The sequence below is a fragment of the Phocaeicola coprocola DSM 17136 genome (assembly GCF_000154845.1).
Classification (GTDB): Bacteria; Bacteroidota; Bacteroidia; order Bacteroidales; family Bacteroidaceae; genus Phocaeicola; species Phocaeicola coprocola.
This window is the reverse complement of sequence record NZ_DS981497.1, coordinates 1-20,350: the sequence shown is the minus strand read 5'-3', so window position 1 is coordinate 20,350 and position 20,350 is coordinate 1. Positions and strand designations below refer to the sequence as shown.

Annotated in this window: 21 protein-coding genes and 1 pseudogene; all 22 read left to right on the top strand. The window is 42.6% G+C overall.

Translation table 11 applies throughout. The features are described from left to right. Positions 1-24: 24 nt before the first annotated feature. Positions 25-1,611 carry an energy transducer TonB gene (locus BACCOP_RS14565; protein ID WP_007570438.1) on the top strand — a complete coding sequence of 529 codons (1,587 nt, stop codon included), beginning with the start codon at positions 25-27 and terminating at the stop codon, positions 1,609-1,611. An 8-nt stretch (positions 1,612-1,619) separates the two neighbouring features. Then, positions 1,620-2,270: a hypothetical protein gene (locus BACCOP_RS14560; protein WP_040312129.1), complete on the top strand. Its 651-nt coding sequence runs from the start codon at positions 1,620-1,622 to the stop codon at positions 2,268-2,270. Continuing rightward, positions 2,267-3,517: a TPM domain-containing protein gene (locus BACCOP_RS14555; RefSeq protein ID WP_007570436.1), complete on the top strand. Its 1,251-nt coding sequence runs from the start codon at positions 2,267-2,269 to the stop codon at positions 3,515-3,517. The genes BACCOP_RS14560 and BACCOP_RS14555 overlap by 4 nt, the downstream gene beginning before the upstream one ends. 35 nt (positions 3,518-3,552) lie before the next feature. Beyond that, on the top strand, positions 3,553-3,696 hold the full coding sequence (locus BACCOP_RS20500; RefSeq protein ID WP_227994609.1) for a hypothetical protein: 144 nt from the start codon (positions 3,553-3,555) through the stop codon (positions 3,694-3,696). A 12-nt stretch (positions 3,697-3,708) separates the two neighbouring features. Next, positions 3,709-4,578 carry a helix-turn-helix domain-containing protein gene (locus BACCOP_RS14550; protein ID WP_007570434.1) on the top strand — a complete coding sequence of 290 codons (870 nt, stop codon included), beginning with the start codon at positions 3,709-3,711 and terminating at the stop codon, positions 4,576-4,578. A gap of 24 nt (positions 4,579-4,602) precedes the next feature. Next, positions 4,603-5,664, top strand: a complete 1,062-nt coding sequence (locus BACCOP_RS14545; RefSeq protein WP_007570433.1) for a hypothetical protein — start codon at positions 4,603-4,605, stop codon at positions 5,662-5,664. Between the two features lie 84 nt (positions 5,665-5,748). Beyond that, on the top strand, positions 5,749-6,447 hold the full coding sequence (locus tag BACCOP_RS14540) for a hypothetical protein (protein ID WP_007570431.1): 699 nt from the start codon (positions 5,749-5,751) through the stop codon (positions 6,445-6,447). A gap of 201 nt (positions 6,448-6,648) precedes the next feature. Next, positions 6,649-7,311, top strand: coding sequence for a hypothetical protein (locus tag BACCOP_RS14535; RefSeq protein ID WP_227994608.1), 663 nt, complete (start codon positions 6,649-6,651; stop codon positions 7,309-7,311). Then, positions 7,308-7,961 (top strand): hypothetical protein, encoded by a 654-nt coding sequence (locus BACCOP_RS14530; RefSeq protein WP_007570426.1) that lies wholly within the window; start codon positions 7,308-7,310, stop codon positions 7,959-7,961. The genes BACCOP_RS14535 and BACCOP_RS14530 overlap by 4 nt, the downstream gene beginning before the upstream one ends. A 292-nt stretch (positions 7,962-8,253) precedes the next feature. Beyond that, positions 8,254-9,195, top strand: coding sequence for a hypothetical protein (locus BACCOP_RS14525; RefSeq protein ID WP_227994607.1), 942 nt, complete (start codon positions 8,254-8,256; stop codon positions 9,193-9,195). 71 nt (positions 9,196-9,266) lie between these two features. After that, on the top strand, positions 9,267-10,841 hold the full coding sequence (locus BACCOP_RS20710; protein ID WP_007570422.1) for a hypothetical protein: 1,575 nt from the start codon (positions 9,267-9,269) through the stop codon (positions 10,839-10,841). A gap of 233 nt (positions 10,842-11,074) precedes the next feature. Then, positions 11,075-11,980 (top strand): FmdB family zinc ribbon protein, encoded by a 906-nt coding sequence (locus tag BACCOP_RS14515; RefSeq protein ID WP_227994606.1) that lies wholly within the window; start codon positions 11,075-11,077, stop codon positions 11,978-11,980. 50 nt (positions 11,981-12,030) lie between these two features. Beyond that, entirely contained in the window at positions 12,031-12,867 is an 837-nt protein-coding gene (locus tag BACCOP_RS14510; RefSeq protein ID WP_235776969.1) for a DUF7738 domain-containing protein, read from the top strand. 111 nt (positions 12,868-12,978) lie between these two features. Further along, positions 12,979-13,560 carry a hypothetical protein gene (locus tag BACCOP_RS14505; RefSeq protein ID WP_007570416.1) on the top strand — a complete coding sequence of 194 codons (582 nt, stop codon included), beginning with the start codon at positions 12,979-12,981 and terminating at the stop codon, positions 13,558-13,560. A 334-nt stretch (positions 13,561-13,894) separates the two neighbouring features. Beyond that, complete coding sequence (locus BACCOP_RS14500) at positions 13,895-14,155, top strand: hypothetical protein (protein WP_227994603.1); 261 nt, start codon at positions 13,895-13,897, stop codon at positions 14,153-14,155. Positions 14,156-14,215: 60 nt separating this feature from the next. Then, entirely contained in the window at positions 14,216-15,193 is a 978-nt protein-coding gene (locus BACCOP_RS14495; RefSeq protein WP_007570412.1) for a hypothetical protein, read from the top strand. Between the two features lie 145 nt (positions 15,194-15,338). Beyond that, positions 15,339-16,313: a hypothetical protein gene (locus BACCOP_RS14490; RefSeq protein WP_007570411.1), complete on the top strand. Its 975-nt coding sequence runs from the start codon at positions 15,339-15,341 to the stop codon at positions 16,311-16,313. Positions 16,314-16,386: 73 nt separating this feature from the next. Then, positions 16,387-17,223 carry a DUF7738 domain-containing protein gene (locus tag BACCOP_RS14485; protein ID WP_085960434.1) on the top strand — a complete coding sequence of 279 codons (837 nt, stop codon included), beginning with the start codon at positions 16,387-16,389 and terminating at the stop codon, positions 17,221-17,223. A gap of 43 nt (positions 17,224-17,266) precedes the next feature. Further along, positions 17,267-18,217 (top strand): hypothetical protein, encoded by a 951-nt coding sequence (locus BACCOP_RS14480; RefSeq protein WP_007570407.1) that lies wholly within the window; start codon positions 17,267-17,269, stop codon positions 18,215-18,217. Between the two features lie 60 nt (positions 18,218-18,277). Continuing rightward, a complete protein-coding gene (locus BACCOP_RS14475; protein ID WP_148315593.1) occupies positions 18,278-19,111 on the top strand; it encodes a DUF7738 domain-containing protein in 834 nt (277 codons plus the stop codon). A 12-nt stretch (positions 19,112-19,123) separates the two neighbouring features. Beyond that, positions 19,124-19,855 carry a DUF7738 domain-containing protein gene (locus tag BACCOP_RS14470; protein WP_007570403.1) on the top strand — a complete coding sequence of 244 codons (732 nt, stop codon included), beginning with the start codon at positions 19,124-19,126 and terminating at the stop codon, positions 19,853-19,855. A gap of 284 nt (positions 19,856-20,139) precedes the next feature. Next, positions 20,140-20,350 (top strand): annotated as a pseudogene (locus tag BACCOP_RS14465) (hypothetical protein); the annotation flags it as partial.

The window sequence follows — 20,350 nt, the reverse complement described above, 5'->3', positions numbered from 1 at the left end:
GAAAACACAATATCACCATTCACCATGAAAAGATTATTATCAACCGTCCTGCTAGCATGTTTCGTACTGGGAGCATGGGCACAAAACAAGACGAAAATGACAGAAGAAGAGAAAAAAAAGACCATGGAAGGACTTGAAGCGCTCTATCAGTTAGAGACAGGAGCGGCATTCGGCGAACTTGATTCATTGACAGAAAGCCAAGAGTTCAAACAGGATAGGCTCCCTTGGGAAAAATGGGCGGACAAATTCAAACACAAGAGCTTTAAAAAGAGCCTGTCAAGACTGTTCATGTGCTTTGACAAGGCATTCATAGAGCCGAACAAGGATTCTCCTATCTTTTTCAACCTTATGCTAAGGGGCAAAGACGAAGATGTATCTTCATATTTCGGTGGTCGACAAGGATCCGGCCTGTGGGAAAAGTATTATCACGAGGATGAGAACGGGAACTTCACGGGGTTCTGCAAAGAACTTTTCTTCGACCTGGAGACTGATTTGCAGCTTCATCTGGCGGATAAACAGGGCAAACCGGTCTATATACACCCGGATGAAGATATCTATCTGCTTGAGGGCGGCGACTATGCCCAAAACAAAGACATGTTGAATATATGGTTCGGATTGCAGATACCGCTGACTGTCCCTTATCAGGAAATTGCAGGCGGACACATCTCCTTGTCTTTCTATATGCCTGAGAAATACGACCGCATCACAGTACCCATAAAGGATTTTGGAGACAAACCGGTGCAGGTGACTTGGGGCAACAAGACTTTTTCCATAGAAAAGGTTGACAGCAACGGCTTCATCATCTCCGCAGACGCAGAGACTCTCGACAAACTGAAAGGCATGAAGCGCCTTTATCACAGGGACGGGAACTGGTACGAGCCGTCCTCTTCAACATCTACAACAGGAGATTTGGACAAGATTCTGAAAAATAGTACAAGGAAAATCACGTTTGAAGAGTGGTTGAAAGAAGAAGGCATCGACCTGAACAACCTGGAAGAGACCTTGAAACACTTTATGGAAGATGAAGCTTCAGAGGAAAATGACGATACAGACGCTGCCGGAATGATGGGAAAACACTACAGGACAGCCTTGCAGGGGGATAGTCTATTGCTCTACATGCCGGACGAAAAGAGACGGGAAATTGCCGAGATAACCGTATTTGCCCCATCGGAAGGCGAAGCATCGCGGTTAATAATCAACCGCGAGCGATGCAACGAACTTATCGAATGGTTGTGCACAGAAAAATCACCGGACAATACAAAGCAGACCGAACCGGAAGAAATGGAGGAAGTGGATTATTTCAGTCCTGATTTCCAGCCAGCCAAGCCCATCAACCCGCAGACAGGAATGCCGGACGAATGGAACATAATCTTGGCACAATTGCTCAGGAGGCCGGAAGAGGCAGTCGAGCAAGGAATTACAGGAAGAATGACGGCGGAAATAACCATCGGAACCGACGGAGTTGCCAGCAACGTAAAAATAAACGGAGACCCCCATCCGCTATTGGAAAAAGCGGTGTGCGACTGCCTCTACGGCATAAAGTATGTCCCGGCAAAATGGAAGGGAAAAGCGATCTCCTTTGTCACCACTCTCCCCGTCATTTTTAAGTGACCGAGCCTATGGAAGGATATATCCTGATTGTACTACAGATTCTGATAACCGGACTGATTATCTGGAGAAGGAAGCAGGACTCCAAAGAGCCGTCAGGCTGTCTGGCAGCGGGTTTTATTTTCATGATTGTATTTGCTCTGACCACCGTACTGTTCAGTCTGGGGCATCTTATCATCAATGAAGGACTGTTTGCCAATATCTTTGCAGAGAGCAGAGGGTCGCTCGCCGCCGCTTCTCCTGTGGAATGGCTGATGGCTGGATTTATCTGCCTGATAATGATACTAGTACCTGCCACCGCTTGCTCTTTAGTTGGCTATGCTGTCACAGGCCGTCACCCCAAATTCTGCAAACTGATATGGAAAACACTGGCAATAATCCTGCTGTTTCCCGTCATGGCATTGGGAATATTGGTTGCGGCATTTGGGTTTGCCTATATTATCTGCATGAGGTTTGCCTCACCCATGTTTGACGATATCGGCTGGGGCTGGATGCTTCTGCTCTTATTTTTCAGTGTGATGTGCCTGCTTGGATTTTCCGGATTCGTCGTTTACCTGTTGGAAATGAACAGCGAGAAATTAAAAAAATACGATGAAAAGGACAGCAGACGTTCTTTCAGACCGGTCGATATGAATAACCATGAGAAAGGAGGCACTATATGATACGAAAACTTATAATCTGCATAGCCGTTCTGGTGGGTTTCTGCCCGATGGCATGGGGAACGGTCGATGATGTACCTAATCCCAAGACATACGATGCGGACAATTGGGTATCCGACCCTGACCATATATTGGACAGTGAAACGAAGAATAAAATCAACGATATATTGCAACAACTGGAGGACTCACTGACCATAGAAGTGGCAGTTGTCGCCTTGAACAGCATCGGAGAAGAGGAACCGCATGAATTTGCCGTTACGCTGTTCAACCGGTGGGGTGTCGGCAAGGCGGAAGATGACAACGGACTGCTGATTCTGCTGACCCGGGATATACGGGATATCACCTTCAAGACCGGGTATGGCCTGGAAGAAGTATTGCCGGATGCCATTTGCAAAAGAATACAGATGGAAACCATGGTGCCGCATCTTCGGGAAAATGACTGGAATACAGGAATGCTTGAAGGTGTCAAGGCGGTGGCGGCAGTTCTGTACGGAAGTGACTATCAGGCAGCACCGCCGGAAGCATGGATAAAAAAGTTCCGGCGTACCACCCCTTCCCTGGTCTTTATCGTGTTTGCCCTGATGCTGATACTTATAAACTGGTTTGTCTGGAAATCGGCGGTACACAGGATGACGCCCAAAGACGAAGGGACGGAAGCCGCACTGACCTTGCTGGCGACCCGAAAACCCTTTACTGTACGCACCCTGCTCGGACTGTGCTGGCTAGTGCCGGTGTGGCCCGCCATGCTGGGTATTGCCTGCTGGTATTTCGGCAGACAGAAACAAAAGACCCTCAGGCGCAGCCGGACATGCCCGAAATGCAACCGGGAAACCCTCCGGGAGATTCCTTTGCACGAGTTGATACAGGATACGAAACGGCTGACTGAAAGCGAACGCAAAGAAACAGAACTGAAGACGGCATACATCCGCATCTACCGGTGCTCCGCTTGCAGCGAAGAGGTGAAAATCCGGATACCGCTTGAAAAGGACGGCTATGAATGCTGCCCCTCCTGCGGGCACATGACGCTGCACAAGGAAGAAAAATATCGGACTATTATTAAAGCCACCACTTCATCAGAAGGACTGATGGAGGCTCGCCATCGATGTATGCATTGCGATGCCGAATACATGGTAGGCTATACAATACCGAAAATCAACACCTCTTCCAGACGTTCGGGAGGCTCAGGCGGTGGCGGAGGCAGTTTCGGAGGAGGATCGTCCGGAGGCGGAGGTTCATCCAGCCGTTTCTAATACAGTATATCAATATTAACAAAAACATGCAAATCATGAAAACTATTTTTATCATGGGAATCTTGAGTTTCTTTTGCGACATCAGTGCCGCACAGCCTCAATACTGGGGTGAGGAAACATACGATTTGGAAAATGTGGCATTCCGCATGACGGTGGCCCTCAGGTTTGAAAACCGATAAATTTTCTCTGCTATGGACAAAGACTTTTCAATAAACGGTCATCTCCTTTCATGCCTGCAACCGGACGATTTCCGGGAAGCACGTCTGCGTATGCTTTGTGTGACCATATCCAAGGATATGCCGGAGGAGAGAAGAGAGCGGCAACTGCGTCCCTTTGCATCGGACATGGAATTCATGAATATGATTGCCGGATGGATGAACGGGCTTCCCGAAGCAATTAGCCATGAACAGCCGGACTTTGAGAGATGGCTGGAGCTGTTCATGACTGCCGGTGAAGCAGAATCCACCCGTTATGTCATGCGTTTGCAAATATGGTACACGCATTATTGCTGCGTAGAAGAGTTACTGACCTTATGCCGGTTGCTGCAAAGGCATCGTGAAGAACATCTGGAAGCCATCTACCACAGAATGCTCTACTACTTCCGCGAAGCGAGAATACAATGCGGAATGCCTTCCACTTCCGAGCCGGCAGAAGGCATTGAGGTATCATTCAAACTGCTCGATGCCTCCTACGAACATATCAACCGTAAAGTCGTTTTGCAAGCGGAAGAACTGCTCGGTATCCATACCGACCATTCTTTCATTCAGAAAGTGATGGAATGCCATACTGAAGCGAAGACAGCAGAAGAACTGGCGGAACTATGCGGAGCAAACAGTACCGTTACCTTCCGTCGGACATTCCTGAGATTGTTTAACTGTCCTGTAGCCCAGTGGCTTCGGCAAAAACGTGCCGAGCAGGTGCTGAAACTGTTGAGGACTACACACCTTCCCTTATCGGAGATTGCCGAACAATGCGGGTTTGCGAACCAGTCTTACCTGTCTGATTTCTGCAAGCGGAATCTCGGTGATACACCGGTTAATATCCGGAGAGACAGGAGCTGACCATTTATTATAAAATGAACGAATATGAAAATTAAAACACTTATCATTATGGGACTATTAAGTACAACAGGTTCAAATTTATCTGCACAAGACGAAAAATTGACAAAAGAAGAGATTCAAGAGTTGAAGGAATATTTCAATTGGGAACAATCCACATTTAAAAATCCGATCATAAATCCCCAATATAATAATTCCGAAAATCTTAAAGCGGTGGATAAAAAAAAGCCATGGGAAGAACAAGTTTCCGTTCCTTTGGATGTATATGACAAAATTTTAAGCACTGTTTCACTGTCAACTTCCTCCAATGAAGATGACAACCATGAAATCAAAGTAAACCTGCATTATGACTTCCCTTCGGCATGGACAAACCAAAACGACTTTACAGGCTACCAAAGCGGTTCATATAAATATGAGGAATGGCCTAAAAACAATGGTTTTGACCCTGCTATTGGTATCCAGGCAGAGCGAAACGATGGTGTAAAAATCAGATTCATCTCACGAATGACCGACAACGAAAACAAGCCCATGTTATTGGGAAACAGCCTCCACTATGACCGTAAACCGATAAGAGATGACCAAGGACGCCAAAAAGGTACTGATGAAACCTATACATTGCGCACAGAACAACCATTATCGCAAGTGAAAGGGGATTTATCGGTCTGTATCCTTCAAACAGAATGGAAAAAGGTCAAAATCACCGATGCAGACATAAACAAGGAATTTACTCTTGACGGAATACCTTTTGAACTGCTGTCTTTCAAAAACGGAGTCATAGTCATTGCGTTTGATTACAAGCATTATGACAAAGTACGTGATAAATGGAAATACATCGGAATGAAAGGCGGTGTGTGGTGGAAAAACAACAGGGCCGAGAGATCCATTACTTCTTATACAATATATAACAACATCATCAATAATCCCGATTATTCTTTCCAAGACTGGATGAAGCATATAGATAATGAGGATTCAGAACATAGGGCTGTATGCGCATTTGTTTCCTATGCTTCGATAGATGAAGTATATTTTTATATTGACCCGAAATATTGTGAAACGATTTTATTGGAAAAAGTTTTAAAAGTAAAGTAACTACAAAAAATATAAATTACCGGAGAGCATTTCCTATTAAGAATTGCGACCCAGTAATTTGCAGCAGTGGAAAATACAAGGAATATGAAAATTAAAACACTTATCATCATTGGATTGACAGCATTTTTATGCTTATTCGGCGCAACAGCCCATGCACAATCAGACAAACAGATTATCAACATGGATAACCCGGACTATGACATCGATGTGGAACGTTTTTGCTCTCCATATATTGATTTCGATAATCCCAAAGAGACCCGCAAAGAAGTAAACTATCGCTATGTGAAATACACAAAAGACATGTATGTTTCGCGGACTGAGAAATATCCGATTTTAGTATATTATATAAGTATGGACAGTCTTGCTACCAAGAAAACAACTTTTTGTGATACCGATTTTGGAAAACTGAATTTGATAACCAATGCACAAAGCAAATTAATATCGATGGCCTGCGAAACGAAGATGAATAAAACAGGCTTCGAAAAACTGGTAGAAACTGCCAGGCAGAAATATGGTAAACCTGCCCTGCAGAAAGCAGAAACAGGTAAAGACGAACTTAAAAAGATTCTGATAAACTCGATGGTATCAAAGGGCAAGGACATACCCGTGTATCTTTGGAAACCAGATGACGAATATATCGGACTGTTCATGGAAGGCGAGGATGTCGTAAAGCTCTTCCGGGCAAAAAAAGAATTTGAAGATTTACTCATCAAAGTAGATGGCCCTTACATTGAGGCAACAATGGAGTTGCAAAAATTGGAGAGAAAAATGTTCAAGAAATAAGAAACAGGCTATAATAAGCTAATTTTAAATCACATGAAAATGACAAAAATGTGGGATACGAGAACACCGCGAGAAAGCAAGTTCAAACATATTCTACAACACATTCCGGTGAAAATAAATCCATCTATAAGCATACTAAAGAATCATTCTCTATATTTGCCACATCACCAATCGGCAACAAGCCATTAAAAACACATGCCTATGGAACAACAAACAATGACCGGTTCGGGGCTCTATATCCTTATAGCTGTCCAGCTGCTGTTCTCCATGCTGATACTGTTGCGGATACGCCAGTACCGCAAAAAGCCGACAGGCTGCCTGCCGTCCGTTCTCGTCATCCTCTCCACAGCAGGCTTCATCTCTGTGCTGTATTACTTATGGCAAATCGTATGTGATGAAAACAACCGTTGGACAGACCTCGGCGGAATGCTTGCCGCAGGATCCTGGCAGGAGTGGGTGGCATGGGCATTTTTCGGACTGTTCGTTGTGCTGTTCACCGCTGCAGGCTGCTCCCTCTTCGGGTTTGCCCTCACCGGTCATCACCCCAAGTTCTGCAAAGAAATGTGGCGGAGCCTCATAGGAATGATGCTCATCCCATTCCTTACACTCGCCCTGCTGGCTGCATCCACCCTGTGCATCAGCCTTTCAGGGATGACACTTTTCACTTGGTTGTTTTCCGAAGCAGCGTTCAGCGACGTGGCGATGCTGGTACTGAGTGCTGCCCTGTTCACCTTCGGATATATGGGACTTCTGGCCTTCCTGTTCAAGTTCAACGGCAGTAAGCTGGACGCATACATTTTAGAAGACATAGAGCGTTCTTACAGACGCATCGAAGAAACCAACGAGAAAGGAGGCAAACAATGACCACACTACCTTTGCTTATATTGGGAAGCCTTTCCCTTCTTTCCCTTCTTCTCCTCAACTGGCTGACATGGAAAGGACTGAAAAATTACCTGCAACCCAAAGGCAAAACGGCATCCACTGCTTTGGAACAGCAACTCACGGAGCAGGCATTTGCCTGGCGCACCCTCATCGGTCTGCTGTGGCTGGTTCCCGTATGGCCTGCCATTGCAGCTGTGATGCTATGGTACAGACTGAGATTACGCAAACAGATACTCAGCCAGAGCCGCACTTGCCCGAAATGCGGAAAAGAGACCCTGCGCGAGATGTCGGCACAGGAGATAAAGAAAGATGCCCGGCTCTTCACCCCACAGGAACGAATGGAACTCAATCTGCAAACCGTCTGCATCCATGTGTACACCTGCACCGACTGCGGAGAAAAGGTGAAAGTGCGCATCCCTCTTGCAACAGGTCTCTATGAATATTGTCCGGATTGCCAAGGTATCACCTTACACCGGAAAGAAGCATACACTGTGGTGAAATCTCCTACTGAATTCTCCGAAGGACTGAAGGAAGCGCGTCATGAATGTAAATACTGCGGTGCTAAATACATCGTAGGGCATAAGATTCACCGTACACATACATCTTACCGCCACAACTCTTTTGATTTTTGAACAATTTGTACATAAATGTAGATGTAGAATGAAAACGGAAAGAGATATGGAACCAAAAACAGACATTAACAGACCCTCTACAATCAGAATTATAGCCGGAATCTTAGTTCTATTATGCACATTTCCAATTTCTGGAATATGTCTTTCCGGAATAGATTATCTTATCAAACATTACCCTGCCCGGAAATTCCTGTTTTTTGAATATTTATGGGGAAAACTATTAATAGTGTTTATATCAGGAACAATTTTTTTGGCACTATTGGGAGTTATAACTATATTCTTATTAATAGCAATGAGAATATGGAGTGGGAAAAGAGAAAAAGTAAAACATATCATATATCCGTTCCCAGCCGTATTGACAACTGAAATTGCCGATTTCTACAAGGTGGAAAGGGCAGATGACCAATTTCTTATTTTCACTACACCTTCTGAAATACGCGGATTTCTGATAGGTATCGGAGCAGCTATTTTATGCACTGGGCTATTCTTGTTCTGCAAAGAAATAGACAACCCGTACAGTGAAATTTACTGGCCTCCATTCAGTGGAGCATTTATTTTAGCTCCATTTATTCTGCTGGTCAGCCAAGTATTTGCACATAAGCGTAGATTTGTACTGGACAGGATGAACGGTACTGTAACATTTCCACGCCATCTGTTCTTTCCTCGTTGTACTGTTCCTTTCTCGGAGGTCATTCCGGGATATTCAAAAGGTACTATGAACCTTGCATTTAGGTTTTGTTTTTTACATCCGCGAACTAAAGCAGCCATACCTGTTCTTGCAGAATATGATTCCGATTGGTGGCCATTCTATGTACTCTATATGGACAAGAATCGCCCGCTGCCGCAAGGCGAAGCGTTCGACCCCTACCGCGAGAAAGACTTCCTGCGCAGAAAGGCGGCAGGTTTCCCAAAACCGATATATCCCAGTATATCCCTTGTAACAGACGCTTATATGGGATATATATACGGTACGGATGAATTTAAGCAAAGACTGACAAAAATGAAGCACGGAATAATACATTGTTACACAAGAGTATCATGGTATTGTCAGAAGAATGAAATAAAATATGAAAATCCAAACGATTTAGTATTAGTCGGTCTTTGGAAAAAACAGTTTGTGTTCAAACTCTTCGCTCCGGAAAACGTAGAATACATCGTAATCCCGGACAATACGGTATTGACCGACTGTTTCCTATGCGACAGTGAAACGGATGAGGTAAAATATATCAAATGAATTAAAGCTTCCCAAAATTAAAAAATGGGAAATTAGTAAAATAGAAACTACTCAAAAACATAACAAAATAGATGAAACTGAAAACACTTATCATTATGGCACTATTGAGCGTGTCCGCATTGGGAAGCTGCCAGACGGGGCGGAACTCCAACGTAACGGAACTTACCAAAGAACAGAAAGACAACTTGAAGTATTTGTACAAATGGTATCAAGCTTTCACCGACATAAAGCCCGGCATTCCGGAAGGCAAGGAGGCGAAAGAAAGAACCGAACCCCTGCCGTGGGAGGAAACCGGAGGCGAGTTCGACCCGGCTCCCCTGAAAGACTGGATGACCCATGCCCGGCTGGGGGAGGACGAGACTTATGCGGTTTCCGGCAGGCTGGCGCTTGACGGAGTATATGACCCGGATGAGAACTGGAACCAAGCAGACGAAATCCCGGACAACCTCTCCTCCGACAATCCCTACGAGCAGAAGATTGCCTCCATCAAGATGTTCGGAAACATGCGGTTCAACCTCTTGTCCCGCCTGCGGAACACGGAAGGAGATACGCTGAAATTGCTCGGCTCTGCCATGCTCTACATGTCCCCGCTAGAAAAGAAGTTCTCTCTGTCGTTCCGCACCAACAAATCGCGCTCTGCCGACATCGAAGGAAGCATCGAAGCGGAACTGCTTCCGCCCCTGCGCTGGAAGTACATCCGCATCCCGCTGCTGCCCGAAGGAAAGGAATACGAGTTCGATGGCGTGAAGTTCAAACTGTTCAAGTCTGCGCCCGGCGATGTGATACTCGAATACGACATGAAGTATAACAAGCAGATAGGCAAGCTGGAAATCATCCCGATAAAGGGACAAAAGCCGATGAGCTGGAGAGGGGGATATGCGTTCGGCGGCAAAGGACTGCTGCAATGGTACCGGAATCCGCACATGGGCTTCGGAGAATGGTGCATCACGTATAAGGAAGAGAACTGCGACTCGCTCGGCATCACGCCTCAAGCGCTGGAGCTTGCCGCCCGCCCGCACTACCAGCCTACGGAAGAAGAGCTGCGGCACTTCCACGAAACGGCAGGCGAGTTAGTGGGGCGCCGGCTGGAGGACGAACTGAAGGACGCCAACTCAAAGAACTACAAGGAGCTGTACCGCGAATGGGTGAAGAAGGGATACGAAGCTGCTGTAGAGTTCAAGGGCGATTATCTGGAAGCAATGACCTGCTTTCACGACCGCTACGGCGATGATGTCGTGTCGTATGTCGCTTTCCTGAGCGGCGCAGGAATCGGCAGCCTGTATGTCAAGGCAGACATGAAGCCCGATTGGGAGACAATAGACCGTTGCGCCACAGCCCTGATGGACCGCTACACCGACGCCGCCGCCGACTCCCTGAGCAACGAATTGGACAAGCACGTGGAGGAATACATCGACTCCCTCGTAGAGCGGCGGGAATTTCTGTCCTTCCTCACCGATGAAGACATCCGGCAGTTGTCGAAACCCGTAGAGCCGGACGACAGTCCCCTCATGTACCGCTGGTACAAGACCTACACGGAAGCCGACGCCCTGTACATCTACCTCCCCGACACCGCTGCCGACCGTCCGCTCCTCAAGGTGCGTTATCCGATGGGCGGCGGAAAACCCGAAGTACTCTTCTCCCGGTAGTCCGCCCCTTTGGTGGTCCGCTCTCCGTGAAACATCCGATGTGAAACCAAAAACTAAATCACCTCATGAAACAGAATACAGATATTCCATCCGCCCATTCAAGTCTGTGGAAACGGTGTTGGCGTTTCGTAAAAAACGCCCATCTGCCGGAGTTTTTTCTCTATGCAATCGTACTGCCTTGCTTTGCCCTGCAAGTGTCGGTAGTGGCAGGCATCTTTCTCCTTCTCGGCGATATGTCGGTTACGGGCATAGGTTGTACCTACGACCCGGCAGGGTTCGTGCTGCTCGCCTTGTTCGCCCTCATCGCCATAGCGGTCTTTTCGGCATTACTGCTCCTGCTGCTGAAGGTAAACAGCAGCAAGACGAGCCGTTATCGGGAAGATAACCCCCAACGCTCTTACCGCCGGATAGCGGGCGTACTTCTGTTTCTGTTGATGGCAGGTGTATCTCATTCTTCTACAACGGCACCGGAACATCGGGAAGGAATTATCCTTCCACAGAAATCGTGGCTGGAAGAGACTGCGATACCCGTTTACCTTTCCATCTTCGATTCACGGACAGGACGGATTACACTTTTATTGATAAACCTTGCTACCTTTGGAGTAATGCGTCGCAAACTATGTCTCAAATCCGATACTTCGGAAGCCGCCCTCGAACTGCTCGCCACCCGTCGTCCGTTTACGGTACGCACATTAGTGGCCATGCTATGGCTCTTCCCCGTATGGCCCGCCGTGCTGGCGGCAATACACTACCATCGTTTGCAGAAAATCAGACTGCTGCGCCGCCACTATCCCTGCCCCAACTGTATGGGAAGGAAAGTACACTCCATGCCCCTGCCTGTTGGAGAAGAGAATCTGCCGCTCCTCACCGACGGCGAGCGGCTCGAACTCAAACTGAAAACAGCCTATATCCTCGTCTGCGAGTGTCCGGACTGTGGCGAACGGTTCAAGCTGCGTATGCCTCTCACCAAAGAAGGCTACGAGCTTTGTCCCGAATGTCACCACCTCACTCTGCACCGCACAGAAGATTATCATATGGTAAAGCCGGCCACCGGCTCGGGCGAAGGCTTGCACGAGGCACGCCACCAGTGCCGCTTCTGTGGAGCAGAATACATGGTAGGTTACCAAATGCCGAGATGATAAACAATAGGCTTTGCGGGAATATATACAAAATTTTAAATCACAATAATATGAACAAGCATCCATTCCTCCCCGCTCCGACAGCCGTTGCCCTATTCTTCGGACTGCTTTGCCTGTCCGCGCTCAGCTCCTGTACAGGGTGCAGCTACAACCACGAAAAGGCGATGGGAAGCATAGATAACATTTTGGGAAAAGTAGATACACTGATGAAAAAAACAGACCGATTTTTGGAAGAACATCTGCCGGAAGAACCGCCTATAGACTACGAAAAAGAGGGGGTGAATAGGAAGCACCTGTTTGTATTTACAGATACGACAATGACCTACAACGGCAAGCCGTTCATGCCGGGAATGACAATAGGAGAACTGTGTGAGATATTCGGACATTACGAGCGTCTTGCGGAACCCGGAATATTTATATGGGATTCTATGGGAATCACTATGGTATCAGACGATGAAAGCGGAAAAAACAGTGCCCCTGTAAGCAGGATGCTGATTGACTGGAATATAGATTTATACGGAGCTATAAGCGAGGACAATATAAAATGGCTAAAGAACCGTTGTCCACGCCAGTATTTTACTGGTAAAATAGTTGTCGGTGGAGCGGTTTTGGGTAGAAGTATGCACATTGATGATTTTCTGAAAAAAACAAATCTGAAATTCAATAACAATCCGTTCCCTCTACTTTACTATTGTCATTTGCATGACTGGGACTACACCAAAGCGCCTATACACCGCAGAGAAGAATATTATACCTATAAAATCAAGAAGTCTGATGACGGTAATGATATATCACACTTTGATATTGCCATTAACTCACGAGGTTTTGGTGACCCACCGTACGAAGGTCCTGAATATGAAAAGTACATAAATATAGAAAACCAATAATACACATAATATGAAATCAATGATTCTTGTCCTGCTCGTTGCAATGTTAGGTTTCAACGGCTATGCACAAACAGATACGAAAAAAATAGAATAATAAAAACGAATTTGAGTATGAAACTGAAAACACTTTTAATTCTTGTATTAATAACTTTGCCAGGAATATTCAATAGTTTCAAAGCCCAATTTGTCTATTCAAATAAGTATAATAATTTTGTTATGGCTGCTTATAATGAAGAAATCTTCGACAGACAATACCGCGACTTGGAGAGCAGGATAATTACCTATGATTTGTCTGAAAAGCTGATGTTTTTATCTTCATTTTCGCCGTGTGCAGTCAGGAGTAAGATAGACACGTTGTATTATAAAAATGACACCATATCTCAAGAACTCATAATCAGAAAAATTGATGACAGAAGAATATATTTTGCCTTGTCCTCGCAAAAGATTCACCAAAAGCAAAAAGAAAAATGTGAAGGTTACGCTTCTATATCTGATTATATTGACCTTGCTTCAGAAACAGACTTCGCTGAGGATGGAGCGTTGTATCCAGTCATTGAATATTGGTGTGAAGATTTCCCTTTATCAATGTCAATAAGAATCAGTCATGATTATAGTATAGCGACAATTTCATTCGCAAAAGAACTGTCTTTACCGTTTATTTATCCTCTAAAGAAAGGAAAATATATAAGATGAAAAATATAGGATTATATTGCTATAATTCAATGTAATTTGATACCTTTATCCAGTAAATTATCAAGAAATAACACTAAATAACATAGCGTATGAACAACAAGATTTTAACATTAGGACTGTTATCGCTGACTTTCAAAGTGTCTGGATGTAAGAATACAAGCAGACAAGCCCTTCTGTTGTAAAATGTCAGATTTCCTGTTCATAGAATCCATCGTAATCCCGGACAATACGGTATTGACCGACTGTTTCCTATGCGACAGTGAAACGGATGAGGTAAAATATATCAAGTAAACTAAAAATCAACAGAAATGAAACAATGAAAATGAATTTTAATATGAAACTGAAAATACTGGTTATCATAGGACTTGTCTGTTTATCTTGCGGTTACCATGCGGAAGGCAGGGTGAATCCGGGTGTAACAGAACTTACCAGAGAACAGAAAGAAGACTTAAAGAAAATGTACGGAAGGTACCAGCTTTTCACCACGACTTCCGGTATTCCGGAATACTCCGTGGCTAAGGCAAGAACAGAACCTCTTCCGTGGGTAAAAGCGGAAAGGGAGTTTGACCCGACTCCGGAAGCACCGTCTGAGTAATGCATAGCTTTTTATAGAGAGAGTTAATTAAAAAATATTGCGAAAATTCAAATATCAAATATGAGAACAATTATGGATATTACAACACTTTTGATTATGGGATTACTTAGTTTTGGGCTTGGCGGATGCTCCAATGCTCAAAATAAGCAAGAGCACTCGAATGTCAAGGAGATTGGTAATGTACCCAAAGAAAATGTGGACTCTTATGTTTACAAAAATGAAAGCAGACCTGTGTACTATGCCAAATATGGTAATCGGGGTTGCTTATTTGAATTGAGAGTAAATGATATATTGATGACAGAAATAACCTATCCGACTAATATAGGTGAAGCTCTGATAACCGTTAATCCTGCAATATTTAAATCAGGGAAGCAAACTATTGAAGTCCATTTGTCGCCCATAAAAGGAGAAGAAGTCATAAGTAATAAAAAGCCGTTTCGCTTGGAAATTGGTTATTATGATTTTGCAGAAGAAGTAGATGAGTCGGGAGAAAGAATTTGGCATACAGTTTTTACTCTTCCAGATATTGAAATACCGGAAAAAGGGTTGCCATATATTGATATGAAGGGCGAGTTCGAAGCAAATGTACCATATCAATATACTTACTGGGATGATTGCGTTGATTTAAGAACAATACCTAATATTGAGCAAAAAATCGTCAAAGAGTATGAATATGTCAGAAAATTAATAGCGCAGAAAGATTCAGAGCAGCTAAAGAAATATTTTATGCCCTCCTATCAAGAATTTGCAATTACCATATATCAAACAAAAGAAGATATTGAGACAAGTTGGAAAAGTACCCATAATATTATAAAGGAATACGCTACAAGTGGGCTTCAGTCAATAGAAGATTATCGCATCGTATATTCCAGTAATGGTCGGAGCGTATCTTTACGATCAAATAAATATGGTGGATTCCCAAGTGTTTTGCTTTTTCTCCAAAAAGTAAACAATGGAATTGAATTTGAATATGGATATATTGAGTTACATCTTGGGATGAAAAAAGGGACTGATAAACTGATTCCTCTTATGATATAAATTCTATTTTATGAGCACTCAAGGTTAAAAAACGGATGCTACTTTATTTCTACTTTGAACGGTTAGCAAAGAATAATCGGAAAACGAAAAAGGGAGTTTAGGGGTGGCGGTATAACTTTGAAGCAGCAACTAAAAAATTAAAGATATGAAAATGAAAAGCAGTATGAAACTAAAAGCGATAATGATTATAACGATGCTGGGCATGAACCTTGCAGGATGCGCTCAAGCACAAAAGAAAGACGGTACATTCGCTCCTGAATCAGGTATGGAAATACAGGTGGACTCTATGGTTTACAAAAATGAAAGTAGACCTGTTTATTATGCGAGATACGGAAACAGAGGGTGTCTGTTCGAACTAAGAATAAACGATAATATATCAGCAGAAGTTACAGAACCTGTAAATATCGGCGAAACATCCATAGCTATAAATCCGGTAATATTCAAATCCGGCAAGCAGAGTATATCAATCAGTCTGAAACCATTTCCGGGTAGGAAAACTATAGTTAATGATAAACCTTTCAGACTGGAAATTGGATATTATGATTTTACAGAGAAACTGGATAGTATGGGTAACAGAATATGGCATAAGGTATTTGAATTACCAGAAATAGAGATTCCCGAAGAAGGGTTACCGCAGATTGAAATAGAAAAAGAGTTTGATGCACAAGTGCCATACGAAATCACAACATGGGACGAGTATGTCGATTTGCGTGAAATACCCAATATAGAACAGAAAGTGGTAGAAGAATATAAGCGAGTAAGACAAATGATTGCCGAAAAAAAGATAAACGAATTGAAGGAATATTTTTGGCCTACTTACCAAGAAATAGGTGTTACTTTGTATCAATCTCAAAAAGACATAGAGAGAGACTGGAAAGGTAATGTTGATGTTATTAATAAGTACTCTGTAAATGAATTACAACCGATTGAAGAATATAGAATGGTATTCTCAACTGACGGAAAAAGTATTTCTTTAAAATCGAAAAAACATGGTGGCTTTCCCGCTGCTTTGCTATTTTTAAGAGATGAAAAAAATAGTTCATACATAAAATATGGATATATAGAACTTCATTTAAGCATGAAAAAAGGAACAAATAAATTGATTCCCGTTATGATTTAAAGTATATCAATAGATAAACGATGGTTTCTTTGTATTGAATAATCATTTCTTAAACCAACGATCAAAGAATAATATGAACAAACATCCATTCCTCCCCGCTTCGGCAGCCGTTGCCCTATGCTTCGGGCTGCTTTGCCTGTCCGCACTCAGCTCGTGTACAGGGTGCAGCTACAACCACCAAAAGGCGATGGGAAGCATAGATAACATTTTGGGCAAAGTAGATACACTGATGAAAAAAACAGACCGGTTTTTGGAAGAACATCTGCCGGAAGAACCGCCTATAGACTACGAAAAAGAGGGGGTGAACAGGAAGCACCTGTTTGTATTTACAGATACGACAATGACCTACAACGGCAAGCCGTTCATGCCGGGAATGACAATAGGAGAACTGTGTGAGATATTCGGACATTACGAACGTCTTGCGGAACCCGGAATATTTATATGGGATTCTATGGGAATCATTATGGTATCAGACGATGAAAGCGGAAAAGACAGTGCCCCTGTAAGCAGAATAATGATTAACTGGAATATAGAATTAGATGATTTTCTATCCGAAGAAAACTTGAAATGGCTAAAGAACCGTTGCCCACGCCAGTATTTTGCGGGTAAAATGATTGTCGGTGGAGCGGTTTTGGGCAGAGGCATGCACATTGATGATTTTCTGGAAAAAACAAATCTGAAATTCAATAATAATCCGTTCCCCCTGCTTTACTATTGTCATCTGCATGACTGGGACTACACTAAAGCGCCTATACACCGCAGAGAAGAATATTATACCTATAGAATCAGGAAGTCTGAAGACGGTAATGATATTGAAAACTTTGATATTGCCATTAACTCACGAGGTTTTGGTGACCCACCGTACGAAGGTCCTGAATATGAAAAGTATATAAATGTAGATGTAGAATGAAAACGGAAAGAGATATGGGAAATCAACTAAAACAGATACAATCATGAAATCCGAAAATAATAAAAACTGGCAACATCGCAAGAATATAATAGGAGATACCGGGTGTCAGGAAGCCGAAATGAGAAAAGAGAAATGGCATAAAAGAAAGTGGCAGAGTGTTCTATTTGCATCAGCTTTCTCATGGTCTTTAATTACTTTTCTTATAGCATTCTTTAATTATCATCAAAAGGTTACTTTTATTAATCTGGCACTTGGATTGTTAGCCATTAATATGGTGTTTTGCTTTTGTGTATATATGATTTCAAAAGCTGTTTGGAATCTATATCCTAAGATTTCATTGAAAAATAACATAGAACTTAAATATATAACTATACCAGATTATTGGAAAGATTTAACAGGTAATAAATTTAAATTTGACAAAATTGATGATAAGCAAATTATAATTGATAATGATCATATATTAGAGAGAGTTTTTTCCTTAATAATCTCTCTCTTTATATTATTAATACTTATTTGGGGAGGGGATATTACTCCTTCAAAAGTTTTAACCGAAAATTATGTAATTGCATTATTACTTATTGAATTTGAGATAATTTTAATAACAGTAGGAGTAAATGCCATTTTACAGCCTTGGCAACGAATTGTTTTTAATCGCGAAACTAAAACAGTCACTATATCCAGTAAATTCATATTTCAAAAGAAGAAAATATATCCATATAATCAGCTTGTTGTCACACTCTGTGGGAACTATTATGCGAAGACTTTCAGCGGAAAAGGACAAGAAGAAATAGTAATAGCCAACCCTCAACGTACATTAGGCAGAATATCTTTGGGTATTGCAGGCGGTATAAACGCTGCCAGACAATTCGCCCGCTTCATTCAACTATATATGGAGGAGGAAGAATTGCAGAATATACCAAATTTTGAGAAATACAAGAACAATGACAAACAGGAAGCAGATCAGGACAGAATGGAAGATATCAATACTTGGTAAATTGGTCTAAAAATAAGAACTTTCAGAAATAATAAATGTAAAACTATAAATCACAATAATATGAACAAGCATCCATTCCTCCCCGCTTCGGCAGCCGTTACCCTATTCTTCGGACTGCTTTGCCTGTCCGCGCTCAGCTCCTGTACAGGGTGCAGCTACAACCACCAAAAGACGATGGGAAGCATAGATAACATTTTGGGCAAAGTAGATACGCTGATGGCCAAGACAAACAGTTTTTTGGAAGAACATCTGCCGGAAGAACCGCCTATAGACTACGAAAAAGAGGGGGTGAATATGAAGCACTTGTTTGTATTTACAGATACGACAATGACCTACAACGGCAAGCCGTTCACGCCGGGAATGACAATAGGAGAACTGTGTGAGATATTCGGACATTACGAACGTCTTGCGGAACCCGGAATATTTATATGGGATTCTATGGGAATCACTATGGTATCAGACGATGAAAGCGGAAAAAACAGTGCCCCTGTAAGCAGGATGCTGATTGACTGGAATATAGATTTATACGGAGCTATAAGCGAGGACAATATAAAATGGCTAAAGAACCGTTGTCCACGCCAGTATTTTACTGGTAAAATAGTTGTCGGTGGAGCGGTTTTGGGTAGAAGTATGCACATTGATGATTTTCTGAAAAAAACAAATCTGAAATTCAATAACAATCCGTTCCCTCTACTTTACTATTGTCATTTGCATGACTGGGACTACACCAAAGCGCCTATACACCGCAGAGAAAAATATTATACCTATAAAATCAAAAAGTCTGATGACGGAAATGATATATCACACTTTGATATTGCCATTAGTTCACGAGGTTTTGGTGACCCACCGTACGAAGGTCCTGAATATGAAAAGTACATAAGCCACCTTGATTAAAACATAGTTGTCATGAAAATACAAATCAACCTGTCAGTGTATCTTATAGTATTGTTCTTCACGCTAACAGCCTGTGGAGAAAGAACGGACGGTCTGTATGGCACTCGCTACAGCCGCTCGGAACTGGAAGAAATGGGGGTAAACACCGAGCATCTGTTTATTTTCGACGGCGATAAAATATCGTATAACGGCAAAGAGTTCTGGCCGGGAATGAATATTGAAGAGGTGACGGAGATCTTCGGTGAACCTTATACACGTACGTATAAAGGAAAGGCTTTCTTTCATGAGTATATAACTTACTTCTGGGATGACTGGGGAGTAATGGTCAGTACCCAATTGAGGGATGGCATTCAAACAGTGATGATGGTGGATATTCGTTGGAATTTGACAATTGGCAAAGCACTGGAACTTGCAAATGACGATGATTTGCGAGATTTAGTAAAAAGTATGAAAGAAGATAATCCCAAGACTTATTTTAAAGGCAATATTCTGGTTGGAGGTGTGCCATTGGGAAGGATGACAAATGTAAAGAAGGATTTTATGGAAGAAAATGAACTCCTTTTTTTTGAACGATTTGAAGGAGAAGGGATTGTAGAATATATGGTTATGGATTCTTATGATTATACCAAACTTAAAAATTTTAATATAGAGGATCGATATATATTTTACTATACTATCTTGATGTCTACGGATTATACAAAAACAGAGAGTTTTATGTGTATACTTAATAAGTACTACCTGTGATTATTGAAGCATCAATGATACAAATTTTATTTGATATATTACTAAAAAGTATTTAATACAATACTTCGGTAAATTTTTACCGAAAGATTAAAAGTTAAACAACAGAACCGGCAAAAGCTGGTTCGGAAACACTAAAGAGGTCATTGAAATGTTGTCAAAAACGAATGGTTAAGCATGAAGAAATGTGCTGAAAAAGGAGAGCTAACATGCTGATAATAAAGGATGAAAGTATTGCATGATTCGTTATTTCTTAGTAAATTAGAAGTCTCTGAACTCTTCTGATTATGACTAAAGAAACACTCCTTATGCAATACCAATCCGAGTGCCTGTCGGCTCTCAAATCAGTAGCGAATATACAAAAACCTTTTGAAAAAACGTTCATGGACACCATGAAATTATTCATGGCCATCCCGGATCGTATAAACTTCCTCCAATTGGGCAGATATGGCTGTTTCTCAGAACAGACTTATCGTAACCTTTTTGAGCATGAAACTT